Origin of the sequence: Archangium sp. (assembly GCF_045802675.1) — a bacterium.
In the GTDB taxonomy this organism is placed as follows: Bacteria; Myxococcota; Myxococcia; order Myxococcales; family Myxococcaceae; genus Archangium.
The window spans coordinates 1-14,520 of record NZ_JBJMQO010000102.1 but is presented as its reverse complement, the minus strand read 5'-3'; the positions used below and the strand labels follow the sequence as shown (position 1 = coordinate 14,520).

At 68.1% G+C, this 14,520-nt stretch carries 13 protein-coding genes; 6 read left to right on the top strand and 7 right to left on the bottom strand.

Going from position 1 to position 14,520, the window contains the following annotated elements; all coding sequences use genetic code 11:
- Window positions 1–37: 37 nt before the first annotated feature.
- Window positions 38–1,765 carry a TldD/PmbA family protein gene (locus ACJ8AN_RS29200; protein ID WP_407758785.1) on the top strand — a complete coding sequence of 576 codons (1,728 nt, stop codon included), beginning with the start codon at window positions 38–40 and terminating at the stop codon, window positions 1,763–1,765.
- 159 nt (window positions 1,766–1,924) lie between these two features.
- Here ACJ8AN_RS29200 and ACJ8AN_RS29195 read toward each other — a convergent pair whose 3' ends face one another.
- The 4 genes from ACJ8AN_RS29195 to ACJ8AN_RS29180 form a co-directional block, all read right to left on the bottom strand.
- A complete protein-coding gene (locus tag ACJ8AN_RS29195; RefSeq protein WP_407758784.1) occupies window positions 1,925–2,866 on the bottom strand; it encodes an NAD-dependent epimerase/dehydratase family protein in 942 nt (313 codons plus the stop codon).
- Between the two features lie 148 nt (window positions 2,867–3,014).
- Window positions 3,015–3,662: an isochorismate family cysteine hydrolase YcaC gene (gene ycaC / locus ACJ8AN_RS29190; RefSeq protein WP_407758783.1), complete on the bottom strand. Its 648-nt coding sequence runs from the start codon at window positions 3,660–3,662 to the stop codon at window positions 3,015–3,017.
- A gap of 148 nt (window positions 3,663–3,810) precedes the next feature.
- The gene (locus ACJ8AN_RS29185) at window positions 3,811–4,728 is read right to left on the bottom strand and encodes a DMT family transporter (RefSeq protein ID WP_407758782.1); all 918 of its coding nucleotides are present in this window, start codon (window positions 4,726–4,728) and stop codon (window positions 3,811–3,813) included.
- A gap of 55 nt (window positions 4,729–4,783) precedes the next feature.
- Window positions 4,784–5,527 carry a hypothetical protein gene (locus ACJ8AN_RS29180; protein ID WP_407758781.1) on the bottom strand — a complete coding sequence of 248 codons (744 nt, stop codon included), beginning with the start codon at window positions 5,525–5,527 and terminating at the stop codon, window positions 4,784–4,786.
- Window positions 5,528–5,860: 333 nt separating this feature from the next.
- Here ACJ8AN_RS29180 and ACJ8AN_RS29175 point away from each other — a divergent pair, with 333 nt between their 5' ends.
- The 3 genes from ACJ8AN_RS29175 to ACJ8AN_RS29165 all read left to right on the top strand — a co-directional run bounded on the left by ACJ8AN_RS29175 (window position 5,861) and on the right by ACJ8AN_RS29165 (window position 8,085).
- A complete protein-coding gene (locus ACJ8AN_RS29175; protein ID WP_407758780.1) occupies window positions 5,861–6,481 on the top strand; it encodes a TetR/AcrR family transcriptional regulator in 621 nt (206 codons plus the stop codon).
- A gap of 2 nt (window positions 6,482–6,483) precedes the next feature.
- A complete protein-coding gene (locus ACJ8AN_RS29170) occupies window positions 6,484–6,969 on the top strand; it encodes a VOC family protein (protein ID WP_407758779.1) in 486 nt (161 codons plus the stop codon).
- 186 nt (window positions 6,970–7,155) lie between these two features.
- On the top strand, window positions 7,156–8,085 hold the full coding sequence (locus ACJ8AN_RS29165; protein WP_407758778.1) for a class I SAM-dependent methyltransferase: 930 nt from the start codon (window positions 7,156–7,158) through the stop codon (window positions 8,083–8,085).
- Window positions 8,086–8,118: 33 nt separating this feature from the next.
- Here the strand turns inward: ACJ8AN_RS29165 and ACJ8AN_RS29160 are convergent, their stop codons facing one another.
- The gene (locus ACJ8AN_RS29160; RefSeq protein ID WP_407758809.1) at window positions 8,119–9,318 is read right to left on the bottom strand and encodes an acyltransferase family protein; all 1,200 of its coding nucleotides are present in this window, start codon (window positions 9,316–9,318) and stop codon (window positions 8,119–8,121) included.
- A gap of 199 nt (window positions 9,319–9,517) precedes the next feature.
- Here ACJ8AN_RS29160 and ACJ8AN_RS29155 point away from each other — a divergent pair, with 199 nt between their 5' ends.
- Window positions 9,518–10,486 (top strand): hypothetical protein, encoded by a 969-nt coding sequence (locus tag ACJ8AN_RS29155; protein ID WP_407758777.1) that lies wholly within the window; start codon window positions 9,518–9,520, stop codon window positions 10,484–10,486.
- A gap of 3 nt (window positions 10,487–10,489) precedes the next feature.
- Here the strand turns inward: ACJ8AN_RS29155 and ACJ8AN_RS29150 are convergent, their stop codons facing one another.
- Complete coding sequence (locus ACJ8AN_RS29150; RefSeq protein ID WP_407758776.1) at window positions 10,490–11,767, bottom strand: hypothetical protein; 1,278 nt, start codon at window positions 11,765–11,767, stop codon at window positions 10,490–10,492.
- A gap of 160 nt (window positions 11,768–11,927) precedes the next feature.
- Between ACJ8AN_RS29150 and ACJ8AN_RS29145 the strand changes: the two genes are divergently transcribed.
- Complete coding sequence (locus tag ACJ8AN_RS29145; RefSeq protein ID WP_407758775.1) at window positions 11,928–14,081, top strand: M13 family metallopeptidase; 2,154 nt, start codon at window positions 11,928–11,930, stop codon at window positions 14,079–14,081.
- Between the two features lie 58 nt (window positions 14,082–14,139).
- Here the strand turns inward: ACJ8AN_RS29145 and ACJ8AN_RS29140 are convergent, their stop codons facing one another.
- A complete protein-coding gene (locus tag ACJ8AN_RS29140) occupies window positions 14,140–14,430 on the bottom strand; it encodes a hypothetical protein (protein WP_407758774.1) in 291 nt (96 codons plus the stop codon).
- Window positions 14,431–14,520: the final 90 nt, after the last annotated feature.

The following is a 14,520-nucleotide window of genomic DNA, read 5'->3' as shown; positions in this document are numbered from 1 at the left end:
GGGGACGCGGACCCTCCCGGCGAGGTAGAGTCGGGGCGTGAGAACCCGACACACCCCCATCCTTCCCCTGCTCGCCGCCTCCGCCCTGCTCACCGCCGCCGCGCCCGCTCCGGACGCGCGCGTGACGTTGCTCGACGCCATGGCGGAAGAGCTCCAGCGCAACCAACAGCAGCTCAAGCTGCAGAACCACGACGCGCCGTACTTCATGAGCTACCAGCTCAAGGAGACGGAGCAGAGCGCCCTCACCGCCCGCTACGGGGCCATCTTCGTGGACGACACCTACCACGACCGCAAGCTGTACGTGGACGTGCGGGTGGGCTCCTACGACTTCGACAACTCGGGCCCCGAGGAGTACGAGTACTTCGGCGGCGGCAGGGGCTCCAGCTACGTCCCCAACCCGGACGGCCCCATCGACGACTCGCCCCTGGCGCTGCGCACCTCGCTGTGGCTGGTGACGGACCAGAAGTACAAGGCCGCCCTGTCCCAGTTCCTCAAGAAGAAGGGCGACAACGTCTACGCGGTGGAGGACCCCAAGCAGCCGCCGTCCTTCTCCAAGGAGAAGCCCGCGCGGTACGTGCAGACGCCGGTGGCCTTCCCCTTCGACCACGACCGCTGGGCGCGCGTGGCCCGCGACGTGTCCGAGCGCTTCAAGGCGCACCCGGAGCTGTTCGACTCGGAGGTGCGGGTGACGGCGGACAAGGTGAAGCGCCTGTTCGTGTCCACCGAGGGCAGCCGCATCGTGACGGAAGAGACGATGTACGGGCTGCACGTGTCGGCGGTGACTCGGGCCGACGACGGACAGCTGCTGGACGACTCGCGCAACTACTACGCGCCCACCGAGGCCGGGCTGCCGGACGACAAGAAGATCGCCGACGCCGCCACCAAGGTGATCGAAGAGCTGCTGGCGCTGCGCAAGGCGCCGGCCATCGACCCCTACACGGGCCCGGCCATTCTGGCGCCCGAGGCGGCCGGCGTGCTCTTCCACGAGGCGGTGGGGCACCGGCTGGAGGGAGACCGGCAGGACGGGGACGGGGAGGGCAAGACGTTCAAGGGCCAGGTGGGCAAGCAGGTGCTACCGCCGTTCATCAGCATCGTGGATGACCCGACGGTGCGCTCGCTCCAGGGCGAGCCACTCAACGGCTTCTACGAGTACGACGAGGAGGGCGTGAAGGGGCAGAAGACGGTGCTGGTGGAGAAGGGCGTGCTGCGCAGCTACCTGCTGTCGAGGCGGCCGCTGGAGGGCTTCCTGCTGTCCAACGGGCACGGGCGCAGCCAGGGCACGCGCAAGCCGGTGGCGCGCATGGCCAACCTCATCGCCGACTCGACGAAGCAGGTGGATGACGTGGAGCTGAAGAAGCAGCTCATCGCCGAGGCGAAGCGTCAGGGCAAGCCGTACGGGCTCATCATCCGGGACATCACGGGCGGCAACACGAACACCTCGAGCTACGGCTACCAGGCGTTCAAGGGCGTGCCGAGGATGGTGTACCGGGTGGACGTGAAGACGGGCGAGGAGTCGCTGGTGCGCGGGGTGGAGATCGTCGGCACGCCGCTGTCGTCCATCAACCGCATCATGGCCACGGGGCGCAAGCAGGGCGTGTTCAACGGGTTCTGCGGCGCGGAGAGCGGAAACGTGCCGGTGTCCACGGTGGCCCCGGCGCTGCTGCTGCAGGAGATCGAGCTGCAGCGCGCGATGGAGGGCAAGGACCGGCCGCCCATCCTGATGAGCCCCGCGTCGAGCACCACCGCCAGCGGCGAGGTGAAGTAGTCACCCGGGGAGATGGGTTCGAAGCCTGTCTCCCGGACTCCCTGAGTCATCGGAATCTTCGGAGACAGGTTGGAGATCCCCGGGGTCTCCAGCCTGTCTTCATTTGGGGCGTCCTGCTTCGCACGTGAAGTGCGGGAGCGTCACGGAATCGGGGCAGGCTCAGCGCCGGGCGAGCTCGAGCGCTGGGACGCCCTCCTTCACGCTCGGGTATTTGCACTCGAAGCCGAGGCCGCGAAGGCGCGCGTTCGAGTGCAGCATGTTGGCGCTTTGGTACGAGAACTCGAACGGGGGCAATCGCGCCTGCAACGCGCCGCGCTCGAGCCGCTCGAGCCGTGCGGTCCTTCCCGTGACCCGGGCGAGCTCCTCGATGAAGGTGGTCATGGGCACGGGTGTGTCGTCCGTGAGGATGACCTCGCGTCCAGCCGTCTCCAGCTTCGCCGGCTCGAGCGTCAGCAGGAACTCGAGGGCGCGGACACAATCCTCGATGTGGATGTAGGGCCAGACGGCAGGGGGCTCGAGAACGGGGATGGGCTGCTCCTGCTCGAGCTGGTGCAGGTACTGCCGTGTGAACCACGAGCCCGGGCCATAGACGCCGGAGACGAAGGCGGCGACGTAGTCGAGGCCGCGCTCCCCCGCGGTGCGCAGCGCCCGCAGGCCGGCGCCGAAGGCCGGTCCGAGCCCGAGCGGCCGCGGAGGGGTGCGCTCATCGATCAACGCCGCGTCCTCACTCGCTCCGAAGTAGGAGGAGCCACACACGTAGACGGCTCGCGCGACGTGGTGGGGATTGATGGCGCCGATCAGGTTCTCGTCCATCCGCGCTCGCGCCTCGGCGTAGCTCGAGGTCCACGCGGCATCGGCGCAGTGGAGGACGTACCGCGCTCCGGAGATGACCTCCCGGAGCATGGGCGAGGGGTCGAGCAGATCTCCGCGCACGGGCTCGGCGCCCAGGGCCCTGGCCTGCTCGGCTCCGGTCTCGCCCCGGACCAGGACCTTGATCGCGCTCCAGGGCCGGGCGGCGGAGTGCCGTGTGAGATGGCGCAGCGCGTTCGAGCCCACGAAACCCGTGGGCCCCGTCATGAACAGATACCGGGACGAATCCATGATGAAATCCCACCTGTTTCTGGTGAGGGATCATCCTAGGGGGATTTCGTTCGCGGCGTCTTCGACGCACCATCCCAGGCGAGGACCTGGCCGAGCAGGGGAGCTGCCAGTGGGTGGACCCCGCACCCGTCGAGCGCGGGGCCCGTCATCACGGTACGGCCTTGGGCAGGGGATTGGCTGCCTTGATGGCGCTGTAGCTGGTCATCAGGTTGCGGTAGTCGGGGATGTGGTTGGAGAACAGCGCCCCCAGACCCTCGATGTCCCGGCGCCAGTCGCGGTGCAGCTCACAGGCGACGGCGAACCACGTCATGAGCTGTGCGCCCGCCGCGGACATCCGGTCCCAGGCGGAGTGACGCACGACCTCGTTGAACGTGCCGGAGGCATCCGTCACGACGAACACCTCGAAGTCCTCGGCGAGGGCCGACAGCGCCGGGAAGGCAACGCAGACCTCGGTCACGACGCCCGCGATGATGAGCTGCTTGCGTCCGGTGGCCTTCACCGCCTTGACGAAGTCCTCGTTGTCCCAGGCGTTGATCTGACCGGGGCGAGGGATGAAAGGCGCGTTCGGGAACTTCTCCTTCAGCTCCGGAATGAGCGGACCGTTGGGGCCCTGCTCGAAGCTGGTCGTCAGGATGGTGGGGAGCTTGAAGTAGGCCGCGAGGTCGGCCAGGGCGAGCACGTTGTTCTTGAACTGGTCCGGGTTGAAATCGCGGACCAGCGACAGCAGACCGGCCTGGTGGTCGACCAGCAACACCACTGCATTCTCCCTGTCGAGACGGCTGTAGGGCTTGCTCATTGTTCTTCCTTCACGGGGTTGTGGGTGCGCCGCCGTGGCGGCGCGTCGTGATGGAAGGAGTATGCGGAGGAGCCGGTCAGTCTGGTAGCCACTGAAAACGGCACGCGCTGTTCTACCCATGGGACAATCGGCGTCACCGGTCTCCCCGTCAGGGAGTCGTCTGGTCCAGCGCCTTCCGCGCCTCACGGGCCCACAGGTCGCGCGAGGCGAGCATCGCGCCGCCGATGATGAAGAGGCAGGCCAGTGCCAGCGTGATGCTGGGCCGGGTGCGACCGGCCACGATGAGCAACAGCGTGGACAAGAGGGGCGTGGAGTAGGAGAGGCCGGCGAGCGCCTTGATGTTCCCGCGCTTCATGCCGACGTCCCAGACGAAGAAGGCCAGCCCCGTGGGCCCGGCGCCCATGAGGAACAGGGCGAGCCACTCGCCCGGGCCCGGCCAGACGGTCCGCTCGAAGGCGAGGTGGCAGAGCGCGGCGAGCACCGCCGTGACGCCACAGAAGCCGCCCACCGTGTCGGTGGGGACGTGGCCGAAGCGGCGCGAGAGCACCGAGTACGCCCCCCACGTCACGGCGCAGGCGAGCGCCGAGACATAGCCGGCGGTGTACTCGGCGCGGAAGGCGAAGCGGCCCCCGTCCGTCACCAGGAGCAGCGTGCCGCACAGGCCCAGCACGGCTCCGGCCACGTGCCACCCGCGCAGGCGCTCGCCGGGCAGCAGCGCCGAGAAGAGCACGATGAGCAGCGGCCACAGGTAGTTGATGAGGTTGGCCTCCACGGGCGGCGCCGTCTTCAGCGCCAGGAAGTAGAGGAAGTGGTAGCCGAACAGCCCGCCCACGCCCGTCAGCCATACCGCGGCGGGCTGGCGCAGGTGGCGCCCGACGTCCTCGCGCCGCACCAGCCACTTGCCGAGCGTCAGCAGGGAGGCGACGGCGAAGGAGATGGCCACCGTCTCGAAGGGCGGGACGCTGCCGGTGTACGTCGTCAGCAGCGCCAGCGAGGCCCAGAGCAGGATGGCCACCGCGCCGATGGCCGTGGCGCGAGTCGTGGAGTCGGAAGGGGTAGGGGCCATGCCCTCTTCGTAGGCCGAGCCAGCGCGGGCAACAAGGGCCGGGTCCCAGGGTTCTTCACCTCAGGGCGGCCGTTTCGAGGCCTGCCTCCCGGGCTTGGGGCGGACGCGGCAGCGGATTCGCGGAGATCACCCGTCGAGCATCCCAGACGTGCTTGAAGCTGTTGGCCCTCTGGATGAAATCCGCGCGGAAGCTCGAGGCGTGGAATGCGACGACCGTCTCTCCAAAGCTGAAATCACACGAGAAGGAAGGTAGGGGCTGGTCATCCAGCTGGAGTTCCTTGAAGCCAGCATTCCTGAGGAAGTCATCGGTCCTGAGTCGCGGAACCGCGACGGCTGTGACCTCCGAGAACCCACTCTCGAGATGATGGAAGCACAACGCCGTCCGCATCAGGTTGCGTACCGCATGCTTCAGTCGAGAGTCCTGGCGGGCTCCTGGCCGCATGGACCAGGAGCTGACGTAGACCACATCTCCACCGCGGCCCCGGGCGTCATGGATGAGGGAGTGAGCGGCCTCGCGATGTGGCTTCCTGTGTTCGCCTTCCATGAGCGTCAGGAGCTCGAACGGAACCCGGAAGCGCTCGCAGCGCTCGAGCGAGACGGATTTGAACACCGCCCAGGGCGTGAAGTCCTCGTCGCTGCCCTCTCCGATCATGACCAGTGTCGCGATGAAGTCATGAACGCCCAGTGGAAGGACGCCGTTGGGATATTCCGCCTGGAAGGCCTCGAGCTTGGCCGACGCGAACCGGGAGAAAAGTGATTGTGCCAGGGGCCGCGCGAGGACGTCATAGGGACAATCCAAGACGACAATCCTGAGTGCGTTCTCCGCTGGGAGGGAATGCTCGTGGATGCTCCGGTTCTTGTTCGTCCGTGGGTCCATCATTTCCCGCCTGTCTGTGCGCTCGCACCTGCCACGCAGGGGCCGGCTCGAGCCGCCAGACGGTGGACACGCTTCTAGCGGACGACGACAGGCACTCCAGTCCCACCACCTTTTCATTCCACGACAGCGGCGAGGTGACGATGGCACCTTGGGGGAGAACGGGGGCCCTCCCGCCGCCTGGCTCCAGGGCGGCACCTCTCCCATTGACGGCCTACCAACCAGTGGGTATGGTTGAACCAACCAGTCGGTATGCTCATGGACACAGCGGCCCTTCAGCACGAATCCAAGACGAAGTTCCTCGACGCGGCCCTCCAGGTCATCCGGACCAAGGGCTACACGGCGACGCGCATCGAGGACGTCTGCGCGGTGGCGGGCCTCACCAAGGGCAGCTTCTTCCACCACTTCAAGAGCAAGGAAGAGCTCGCCATCGCGGCGGCCGACCACTTCGCGGCCATGGCCGATCGCCTGTTCGCCTCCGGTCCCTATCAGCGCTCGGAGGATCCGCTCGAGCGGCTGCTCGGCTACGTCGATTTCCGCATCGCCCTCCTGAGGGGAACGCTGGCGGACTTCACGTGCCTGCTCGGGACGATGCTCCAGGAGGCGTACGACACGAGTCCGGCGATCCGCGCCGCCTGTGACAAGCACCTCAGCGCGCACGCCGCGATGCTGGCCCGCGACATCGCCGAGGCCAAGAAGCGCTACGCCCCCAAGGCGCCGTGGACCCCGGAGAGCCTCGGGTTGTTCATGCAGGCGGTCCTCCAGGGCTCCTTCATTCTCGCCAAGGGAAAGCAGGGCCCCGACGTCGCGGCCGAGTCCCTGCGTCACCTGCGCCGCTATCTCGAAACCCAGTTCACCCCGCGCCGTAAAGGATCATGACCATGGCAACTCCCCAGAAGATCACTCCGTTCTTGTGGTTCAACGACCAGGCGGAGGAGGCGGCGAATTTCTATGTGTCGCTGTTCAAGGATTCGAAGATCCTGTCCATGTCCCGCTATGGCGACGCGGGGCCGGGCCCCAAGGGGTCGGTCATGGTGGCTGAGTTCCAGCTCGCCGGTCAGAAGTTCCAGGCGCTCAATGGCGGCCCGATCTTCAAGTTCACCGAGGCCATCTCCCTGATGGTGCACTGTGACTCTCAGGAAGAGGTCGACATGTTGTGGTCCAAGCTGACCGCGAACGGGGGACAGGAGAGCCAGTGTGGTTGGCTCAAGGACCGGTTCGGCCTCTCCTGGCAGATCGTCCCGGCCCGCTTCCTGGAGTTGATGCAGGACAAGGACCCGAAGCGGACGCAGCGCGTGATGCAGGCCATGATGACCATGAAGAAGTTCGACATCGCGCGCCTCGAGGCGGCGTACAACCAGGCGTAGCGCCGCCCCGGACGTCACAGCGCGTCGCCGTAGTCCACCGCCTCTGAGACACTTCGTCCCAGGACCCCCGCACCGTCGCGCTGTCGTTCGCGAGGCTCGCCAGCAGGCCTGGCGGGCACGAGGGAAACACACCCGTCCCGGTGCATTCGCTAGGGACGGGTGTCCGCCCGTGACACCCTCCGGGGCATGCCTTCCTCCGCCCCGACCCCCCGTGCCGCCCCCTGGTGGGTCGCGCGAGCCGAATCCCTCCTGGCCTCGAAGGATGTGGGGACGCTGGAGCTGGGCGCGCTGTGGGAGCTCTTCGAGCGGTTCTCCTTCGTGCAGGACAACGTGGAGCCGGACCTGCTCCTGCTCGACGTGCGGGCTCGTCCGGAGCTCCAGGCCCTCTGGGATGCGCTGGGTGTCCATGCCCGCTCGGTGACCGAGGCGCTCGATGCGGCCGGAGATGACGTCGCGCGGGAGCTTCGCGCGGGAGGCCTCTCACCGGCGGGTTTCCGGGAGCGGTGGGAGGGGCTCGGCTTCAGCGAGGCTTCCGGGCGCGCGAGCACGGCCGCGGATGACTGGCTCGAGGGCCTGTTGCGCATCTCCCGCATCACCACCGGCCAGGACCGGCCCCCGTCCGGCCAGGTGAACATGGCCTCCCGGGCCCACCGCATCTCCGACTTCCTCTCCCTCACGAGTCCCGGGCAGCACGACACCATCTACGACCTCGGCTGTGGCAACGGGAAGTTCGCCATCACCGTGGCCGCGAGCTGCTCCGCCCGGGTCAAGGGCGTGGAGTACGGCCAGTCGTACGTCGAGTCCGCGCGCCGCACGGGCGAGCGTTTCGCGCTGCCGAACCTGGAGTTCATCCACGCGGATGTCCGCGATGTGGACCTGTCGGACGGCACCGCGTTCTATCTGTACTTCCCCTTCTGGGGAGAGGTGGCGCACGCGGTGGCCAGGATGCTCGGGGCGGCCGCGCGGGCCCGGGACATCACCGTGTACGCCTCGGGTCCCCGCCAGGACTACGGCGAGCACTTCCTCGAGCAGGTGTCGCAAGGGGCGCTGTGTCTCGCGCCGGGGCGCCAGGACTTCGCTGACGTGATGGTCCTGCGCAGCGCCGCCTTCGCCTGAGTGGCCGCCGCGGCTCACCCCGCGAGCCGGGCTCTATCGCGCGGGCTCACCGGCCAGCGTATCGCCAGCCTGACAGGTCCGCGTGCCGGCCTCGGTGTGGAAGTTCGTCGGATGGTGGCGATCGCGCAGGCGCATGAAGGGCGTCTCGACGAAGCGATACAGCAGCCAGCCTCCGAGCAGGCAGATGCCCGTGATGATCGCCGCCGTGGCGCTCTCACCGAGGCCCCAGGGCTTCAATTGCGTCCGTGCGATATGGGCGAGGGGCTTGTGCGACAGGTAGATGGCATACGACCACGCCGCGAGGGAGGCGGCGCCCGGCACGCGCACGCGGTACAGCAGCGAGCCTGGGCTCAGCGCGGCCACGACCAGCAGCGCGAAGGCGCAGGCCATGAGCGAGTAGCCGAAGCCCGTCATGGCGAAGCCATAACCATAGCCATCGATGTAGTAGTACTTCGCGAGCAGGGAGAAGAGGACCGCGGTGGCGAGCACCCCGGCGGCCAGCGTGGCCCGGCCCCATCCGGTCACCCGCTCCCAGAGGCGCGGGTGGAAGTTCTTCAGCAGGGCGATGCCCACACCGGGCAGGAACTCATCGAAGCGGCAGAACGAGGAGTAGTAGATGTTCGGGTAGTAGCCGTAGACGGCATCGCCCGCCTCGCGTCCGTACTGGAACCACAGCACACAGCGGAGCGCGATGCCGGCGAGAATCAGGCCCGCCAGCGCGAACCCCGCGGCCCGCTTCGGCGGGAACCGGCCGAAGTGCAGCGCACCGAGGAGGACCAGCGGTAGCAGCAGATAGAACTGCTCCTCGATGCACAGTGACCAGGCATGCGAGAACGCCGTGCCCGGCTGCAACCCCAGGTTCTGCGTGAAGGTGAGGAAGCGCCACAAGGGCGGGGGTTGCTTGCCGCCCATCACCGTGGGAAGCGCGAAATACAGCGCCAGCACCACGTAGTAATTGGGCAGCGTTCGCAGGAGCCGCCGGAGGTAGAAGGCCTTCAGCGACAGCGCCTTGCCCTTCGCGATGCCGGCGAAGAGCTGGTTGCCGATGAGATAGCCGCTCAGCACGAAGAACAGGTCCACGCCCGTCCAGCCCACGGTGCTGGCCCAGCCGAAGGTCGGCGTGCCGCTGACGAAGACCTGATAGTGGTAGGCGAACACCAACAGGATGGCCATCGCCCTCAGGGTGTCGAGCCCATCGAGCCGTTTGAACGTGGGGCTGCCTTCCTGCGGCATCACGGGGCGTGGATCCTTGTCTCGGGAGCGGCCGGGCTCCCGCGGTGTGGCGCCGGAGGATTGGATGAAAACCCCGGTCCCGCCACTTCCACGCCTCGGGAGCTGTCGTGGAGTAGGCTCGCGGCTCATGAACTGCGCCTACTGCGGTCAGCCCCTTCCGTCGGCGAACAGCCGGTTCTGCACCCACTGTGGAAGGGCCGTGGCTCCCTCGAGCCCGGGAGGCTCTCCCAAACAAACCCCTTCCTCGGTGGAGGAGGCCACCCGGCATGCCGCTGGACAGACGGCCCAGGTGGTCCGGTCCGTGCTCGAGGATCCGCGCCTGCGTGAGCGCATTCCCGGACGCTCGCTGGCGCTGCTCGGCGCGGGGCTCGTGGCGCTCGCCGTCGTCCTCTCCTGGCTTCCGTTCTTCCCGGGCATGCATGTCGGCTGGGGCGTGGTGATGCTCGTCAGTGCCGTGCTCGTTGGCGTGCGCGAGCTTCATGCCGCCGGGCGCTCCCTTCCAGAGCCCGTGCTGCGCGTGGCGCGCCGGACCGAGCACCCGCTCTTCCTGCCCGCCTTCACCGTGCTCACGTGTGTCCAGGCGTTCCTCTCGTTGAGCCTGGGCCTCGTGCCGCTGCTCTGGCTGCTCGCCGCCATCGTGCTCGTCTATGACCAGCGGCGCGCGCTCTCCGCGCTCGTGGCCGAGCAGGGCACGTCCTCGCCCGAGGAGGTGCGCCTCGGCCGTTGGGTTCTCCTGGGCACGCTCGTGTGCGCGGTGGCGCTGTTCTTCACCTGGGGCAGCCGTGGCGGCTCCTCCTTCGGCGGCTTCCAGCCCGTCCACGTGCGCGAGTGGACGATGGATGGCTTCGGCAAGGAGTACGAGGACCACTACGAGTACCGCTACGACATGTTCGCGAACTACGCCCCCGGGTACGCCACGTCGGGCCGGGGCCGTCCGCTCGCGTCCCTGGCGGTGCTCGCGCTCGGAGGGCTCGTGGTGCTCACCCGCGGGCGCCAGGCGCGGGCCTCGCTGCCGCCGTGGCTCCTGCCCGTGCTCGCCGGGGCCGTGACGCTCTGGGGCGTGACCGGGCTGGCCTCCCACCTCGGGCCGTGGCTGTTCCTCGCGGGCACGCTGCTCATCGACCTCGCGGTGGCGCGCCCATTCATGCAGCGGCCGCGCGCGGGTTGAGGCTCAAGGCTCCGGCACTCCACGCCGGTAGAAGAGCTCGCGGTTGAGGGGGAGCTCCTCCTCCCACAACACGTGCACCTCGGCGCCGCGGCCCGAGGAGATGATGACGGGCGAGGTGGACTTGCCGGGGCTCAGGCTCAGGTTGCGCGTGATGCCGAAGCTCGCGCCCCGGTCGGTGCTGGAGCGGTAGAAGATGTCGCTCCCATTCACGGTCTTCTCGCGCCAGACGATGCGGACGGTGTCTCCCGGCGAGGAGAGCGCGTACTGGGAGGACTTGCCCGGGGTGTCGCTCAGGTTGCTGGCGGCGCCGAAGGAGGCGCCTCCATTCAGGCTGCGCGTGAAGAAGATATCCGTGCTTCCTTCCCGTTTCTCCTTCCAGATGACGTAGACGGCCGTGTCGTGCGAGTCGATCAACGGATCGAGCGAGGCAACGGCGTTCTGACTGAGTTTCACCAGGGGGTCGAAGCGGGTGCCTCCGTTCATGCCGCGGCGGAAGGCAATCTCGCTGGAGCAACCGCTGCCCTCGCGCCAGACGACGTACACGCCATTGGAATGCGTGGCGAGCCGCGCGTCCCCGGATTCGCTCTGCCCATCATCGAGCACCTGCGGGGGAGCGAACGTGAGCCCCGAGTCCTGGCTCTGGCGGAAGTACACGTGGGCACCATCGTCCCAGACGGCATAGACGTGGGAGCCCTCCGCCGCGAGGTCCAGATCGCCGCCCCGGGCCTGCTCGTTGAGATCGATGGCCGCCTCGAAGGTGTCACCGGAGTCGTGGCTGGCGCGAAGGAGGAGGGTGCCTTCCTTGTCCGAGCCAGTCCAGGCCACGTAGACGCTCCCGCCGGTGGCGACGACGCGGGGCTTGCTCCCGCGAGGGCTCAGCACCTGGAGGGGGCCGAAGGTCACCCCGGAGTCGTGGCTCGTCCGGAGCAGGATGCCGTCCTCGGCCCAGGCGACGTAGACGTTCGATTGGAACCGGGTCAACCGGACGTCCGAGGCTCGCGCCCGGCTCGTGCTCAGGTTCCGGGCCGGGCCGAAGGTGAGCCCCCGGTCGGAGCTCGCGCGGAAATAGACGTCCCCGTAGCCCGTCCGCATGTCGATCCACGCGGAGAAGACAGAGGGGCCCGAGAGCGCCACCGTGGGCTCACGGGAGTGGGCCTGATCCTCGGTGAAGTTGTTGACGGTCCCGAACACCTCGAGGCCGTACCCGGCCTGGGCCGCCAACAGCACCCATATCCCCGCCACCGAGCTCAGCGCGCGCCAACGCCACCCCAAAGCCACCATCGCCCCAACCCCCCTCGCCCCCACGTCAACTTCGCTACTCCCCGCGTCAGGCTGAATCGCACGCAGGACCATGCCTCGTGCCTCCGAATCGACACGAAGCTGGGGATTAAGCGGCCAGGCTCGCTGTTGGGGCGCGCACTTCCTTCAGAGGGGATTTCCCATGACATCGCAGTTCCGACGCATCCCGGGCGCCCGCCTGGTCTTCACGGCCAGCGCGTCCGCGTGGCTCGCCGCGTGTGCCACGTCCACGCCGGTGGAGAAGCCCGCGGCTTCGACGCAGCAGGTCAAACCCCCCGAGGCCCCCGCCGCCACGGCCCCTACCGCGAAGCCTACCTACGGCGGCTTTGGCGTCGACACCGGCGGGATGGACCCGTCCGTCGCGCCCGGTGACAGCTTCTTCCGCTTCGTCAATGGCAATTGGCTCGCCAAGACGGAGATTCCGGCCGACCGCTCCAGCTACGGCATGTTCACGAAGCTGTCGGAAGAGGCCAGCAAGCGCACGCGCGAGCTGATCGAACAGGCCGCGAGCACCCAGGCCCCCGAGGGCAGTGAGGTCCGCAAGCTGGGGGACATCTTCTCGAGCTTCATGGACGAGGCGGCCATCGAGGCCAAGGGCCTGGCCCCGCTCCAGCCCGAGCTCGGCCGCATCGCCGCCATCTCCAACCGGCGTGAGCTGGCCACGGTGCTCGGCGACACGCTGCGCGCGGACGTCGACGCCCTCAACCGGGGCAACGTCAACACGGACCGGCTCTTCGGCCTCTGGGTGGTCGAGGACCTGAACGAGCCTTCGCGCTATGCCGCCTATCTGCTTCAGGGTGGCCTGGGTCTGCCGGATCGCGACTACTACCTCGTCGACAACGCCAAATTCACCGAGGTCCGCCAGAAGTACCAGCAGCACATCGCCGCCATGCTGCGCCTGGCCGGCATCGCCGACGCGGACGCCAAGGCCAGGCGCATCTTCGAACTCGAGCGAGAGATCGCCCGCGTCCACTGGGCCCAGGTGGACACGCAGGACGTCACCAAGACGAACAACCCCTGGCCCCGCGAGGAGCTCGCCAAACGCGCGCCCGGCCTCGACTGGGACGCCTACCTGGGGGCCGCGGGCCTCGGGCAGCAGCGGGAGCTCATCCTCTGGCAGCCGAGCGCGTTGATTGGCATCTCCAAGCTCGTCGGCGCCCAGCCCGTGCAGACCTGGAAGGACTACCTCACCTTCCACGCCATCGAGCGCGCCGCGCCCTACCTGCCCAAGGCCTTCGTGGACGAGTCCTTCGCCTTCAATGGCCGTGTGCTCTCCGGCACGCAGCAGCAGCGCGAGCGCTGGAAGCGCGGCGTGGACATCACCAGCGAGGAGCTGGGCGAGGCCATCGGCAAGCTCTACGTCGCGAAGTACTTCCCGCCGGAGGCCAAGGCGGAGGCCGACAAGATGGTGCGCAACATCATCGCGGCGCTCGGCCAGCGCATCGACTCGCTGGCGTGGATGGCCCCGGAGACGAAGGCGCACGCCAAGGAGAAGCTGGCCACCCTCCAGGTCGGCATCGGCCACCCGGACAAGTGGCGTGACTACTCGGGGCTGGAGATCGTCCGCGGGGACGCCTACGGCAACGCCGACCGCGCCTCGCGCTTCGAGTACCGGCGCAACCTGAACAAGCTCGGCAAGCCGGTGGATCGCTCGGAGTGGTTCATGGTTCCGCAGCTCGTGAACGCGCTGAACTCTCCGCAGCAGAACTCCATCATCTTCCCCGCGGCCATCCTGCAGCCGCCCTTCTTCGACCCGAACGCCGACCCGGCGGTGAACTACGGCGGCATCGGCTCGGTCATCGGCCATGAAATCGTGCACAGCTTCGACGACGTCGGCGCGCAGTTCGACGCCCGCGGCAAGCTGGCCAACTGGTGGACGAAGGAGGACGCGGCGAAGTTCAAGGCCGCCGGGGATGCGCTCGCCGCGCAGTACAGCGCCTACAAGCCGCTGCCCGACCTGGCCATCAATGGCGAGCTGACCCTCGGCGAGAACATCGCCGACGTCGCTGGCCTGTCCATCGCCTACGACGCCTACCGGCTGTCGCTGGGAGGCAAGCCGGCGCCGGTGCTCGAGGGCTTCTCCGGGGAGCAGCGCTTCTTCCTCGGCTTCGGGCAGATCTGGCGCAACAAGTACCGCGAGCCGATCCTCCGCCGCATCCTGCTGACGGACGGGCACTCGCCGGGCGAGTACCGCGCCTCCACCGTGCGCAACCTCGAGGGCTGGTACCAGGCCTTCGGCGCCGCGCCCGGACAGACGCTCTACCTCGCGCCCGAGCAGCGCGTGCGCATCTGGTGAGCTGACCCACCGGGGTGGAGGCGGTGGAGGGCCTCCGCCCCCGCACGTCGTTCCGGGCTCATCCGCCCCCTTGGGGGATGAGCCTCTGGGCAGCGAAGAATCGCGCGAGCTGCTCGGTGGTCCGGCGGAAGAGGTGTTCGACCACGGGCAGCAGCAGCCAGAGGAAGGGCCGCGCGAGCCACGAGGGGCTGTAGTAGATGCGCCAGTGGAAGTCCGTGCCCCCGCCCGCGGCGGGCTCGAAGGTGACGTCCTCCAGGAGCTGCCGGGCGAAGGGGAGGGAAGCGCTGTCAAGCGAGCAGACCCAACGCTTCCCGCGTTCCGCCTCGAGCATCCGGAGTCTCAACTTCACCAGGATGAAGGTCTCTTCGTTGACGCGACGGTCGAGCGGCTCGCCGGGGGTGAGCTATTGTTAGGTATATATTAGATTATTGAAATAGTG

Excerpts from the sequence above, each read along its gene's own strand:
- ACJ8AN_RS29195 (WP_407758784.1), bottom strand. The coding sequence starts at position 2,866 with ATGGATTCGTCCCGGTATCTGTTCATGACGGGGCCCACGGGTTTCGTG.
- ycaC (WP_407758783.1), bottom strand. The coding sequence starts at position 3,662 with ATGAGCAAGCCCTACAGCCGTCTCGACAGGGAGAATGCAGTGGTGTTG.
- ACJ8AN_RS29185 (WP_407758782.1), bottom strand. The coding sequence starts at position 4,728 with ATGGCCCCTACCCCTTCCGACTCCACGACTCGCGCCACGGCCATCGGC.
- ACJ8AN_RS29175 (WP_407758780.1), top strand. The coding sequence starts at position 5,861 with ATGGACACAGCGGCCCTTCAGCACGAATCCAAGACGAAGTTCCTCGAC.
- ACJ8AN_RS29170 (WP_407758779.1), top strand. The coding sequence starts at position 6,484 with ATGGCAACTCCCCAGAAGATCACTCCGTTCTTGTGGTTCAACGACCAG.
- ACJ8AN_RS29165 (WP_407758778.1), top strand. The coding sequence starts at position 7,156 with ATGCCTTCCTCCGCCCCGACCCCCCGTGCCGCCCCCTGGTGGGTCGCG.
- ACJ8AN_RS29160 (WP_407758809.1), bottom strand. The coding sequence starts at position 9,318 with ATGCCGCAGGAAGGCAGCCCCACGTTCAAACGGCTCGATGGGCTCGAC.
- ACJ8AN_RS29150 (WP_407758776.1), bottom strand. The coding sequence starts at position 11,767 with ATGGTGGCTTTGGGGTGGCGTTGGCGCGCGCTGAGCTCGGTGGCGGGG.
- ACJ8AN_RS29145 (WP_407758775.1), top strand. The coding sequence starts at position 11,928 with ATGACATCGCAGTTCCGACGCATCCCGGGCGCCCGCCTGGTCTTCACG.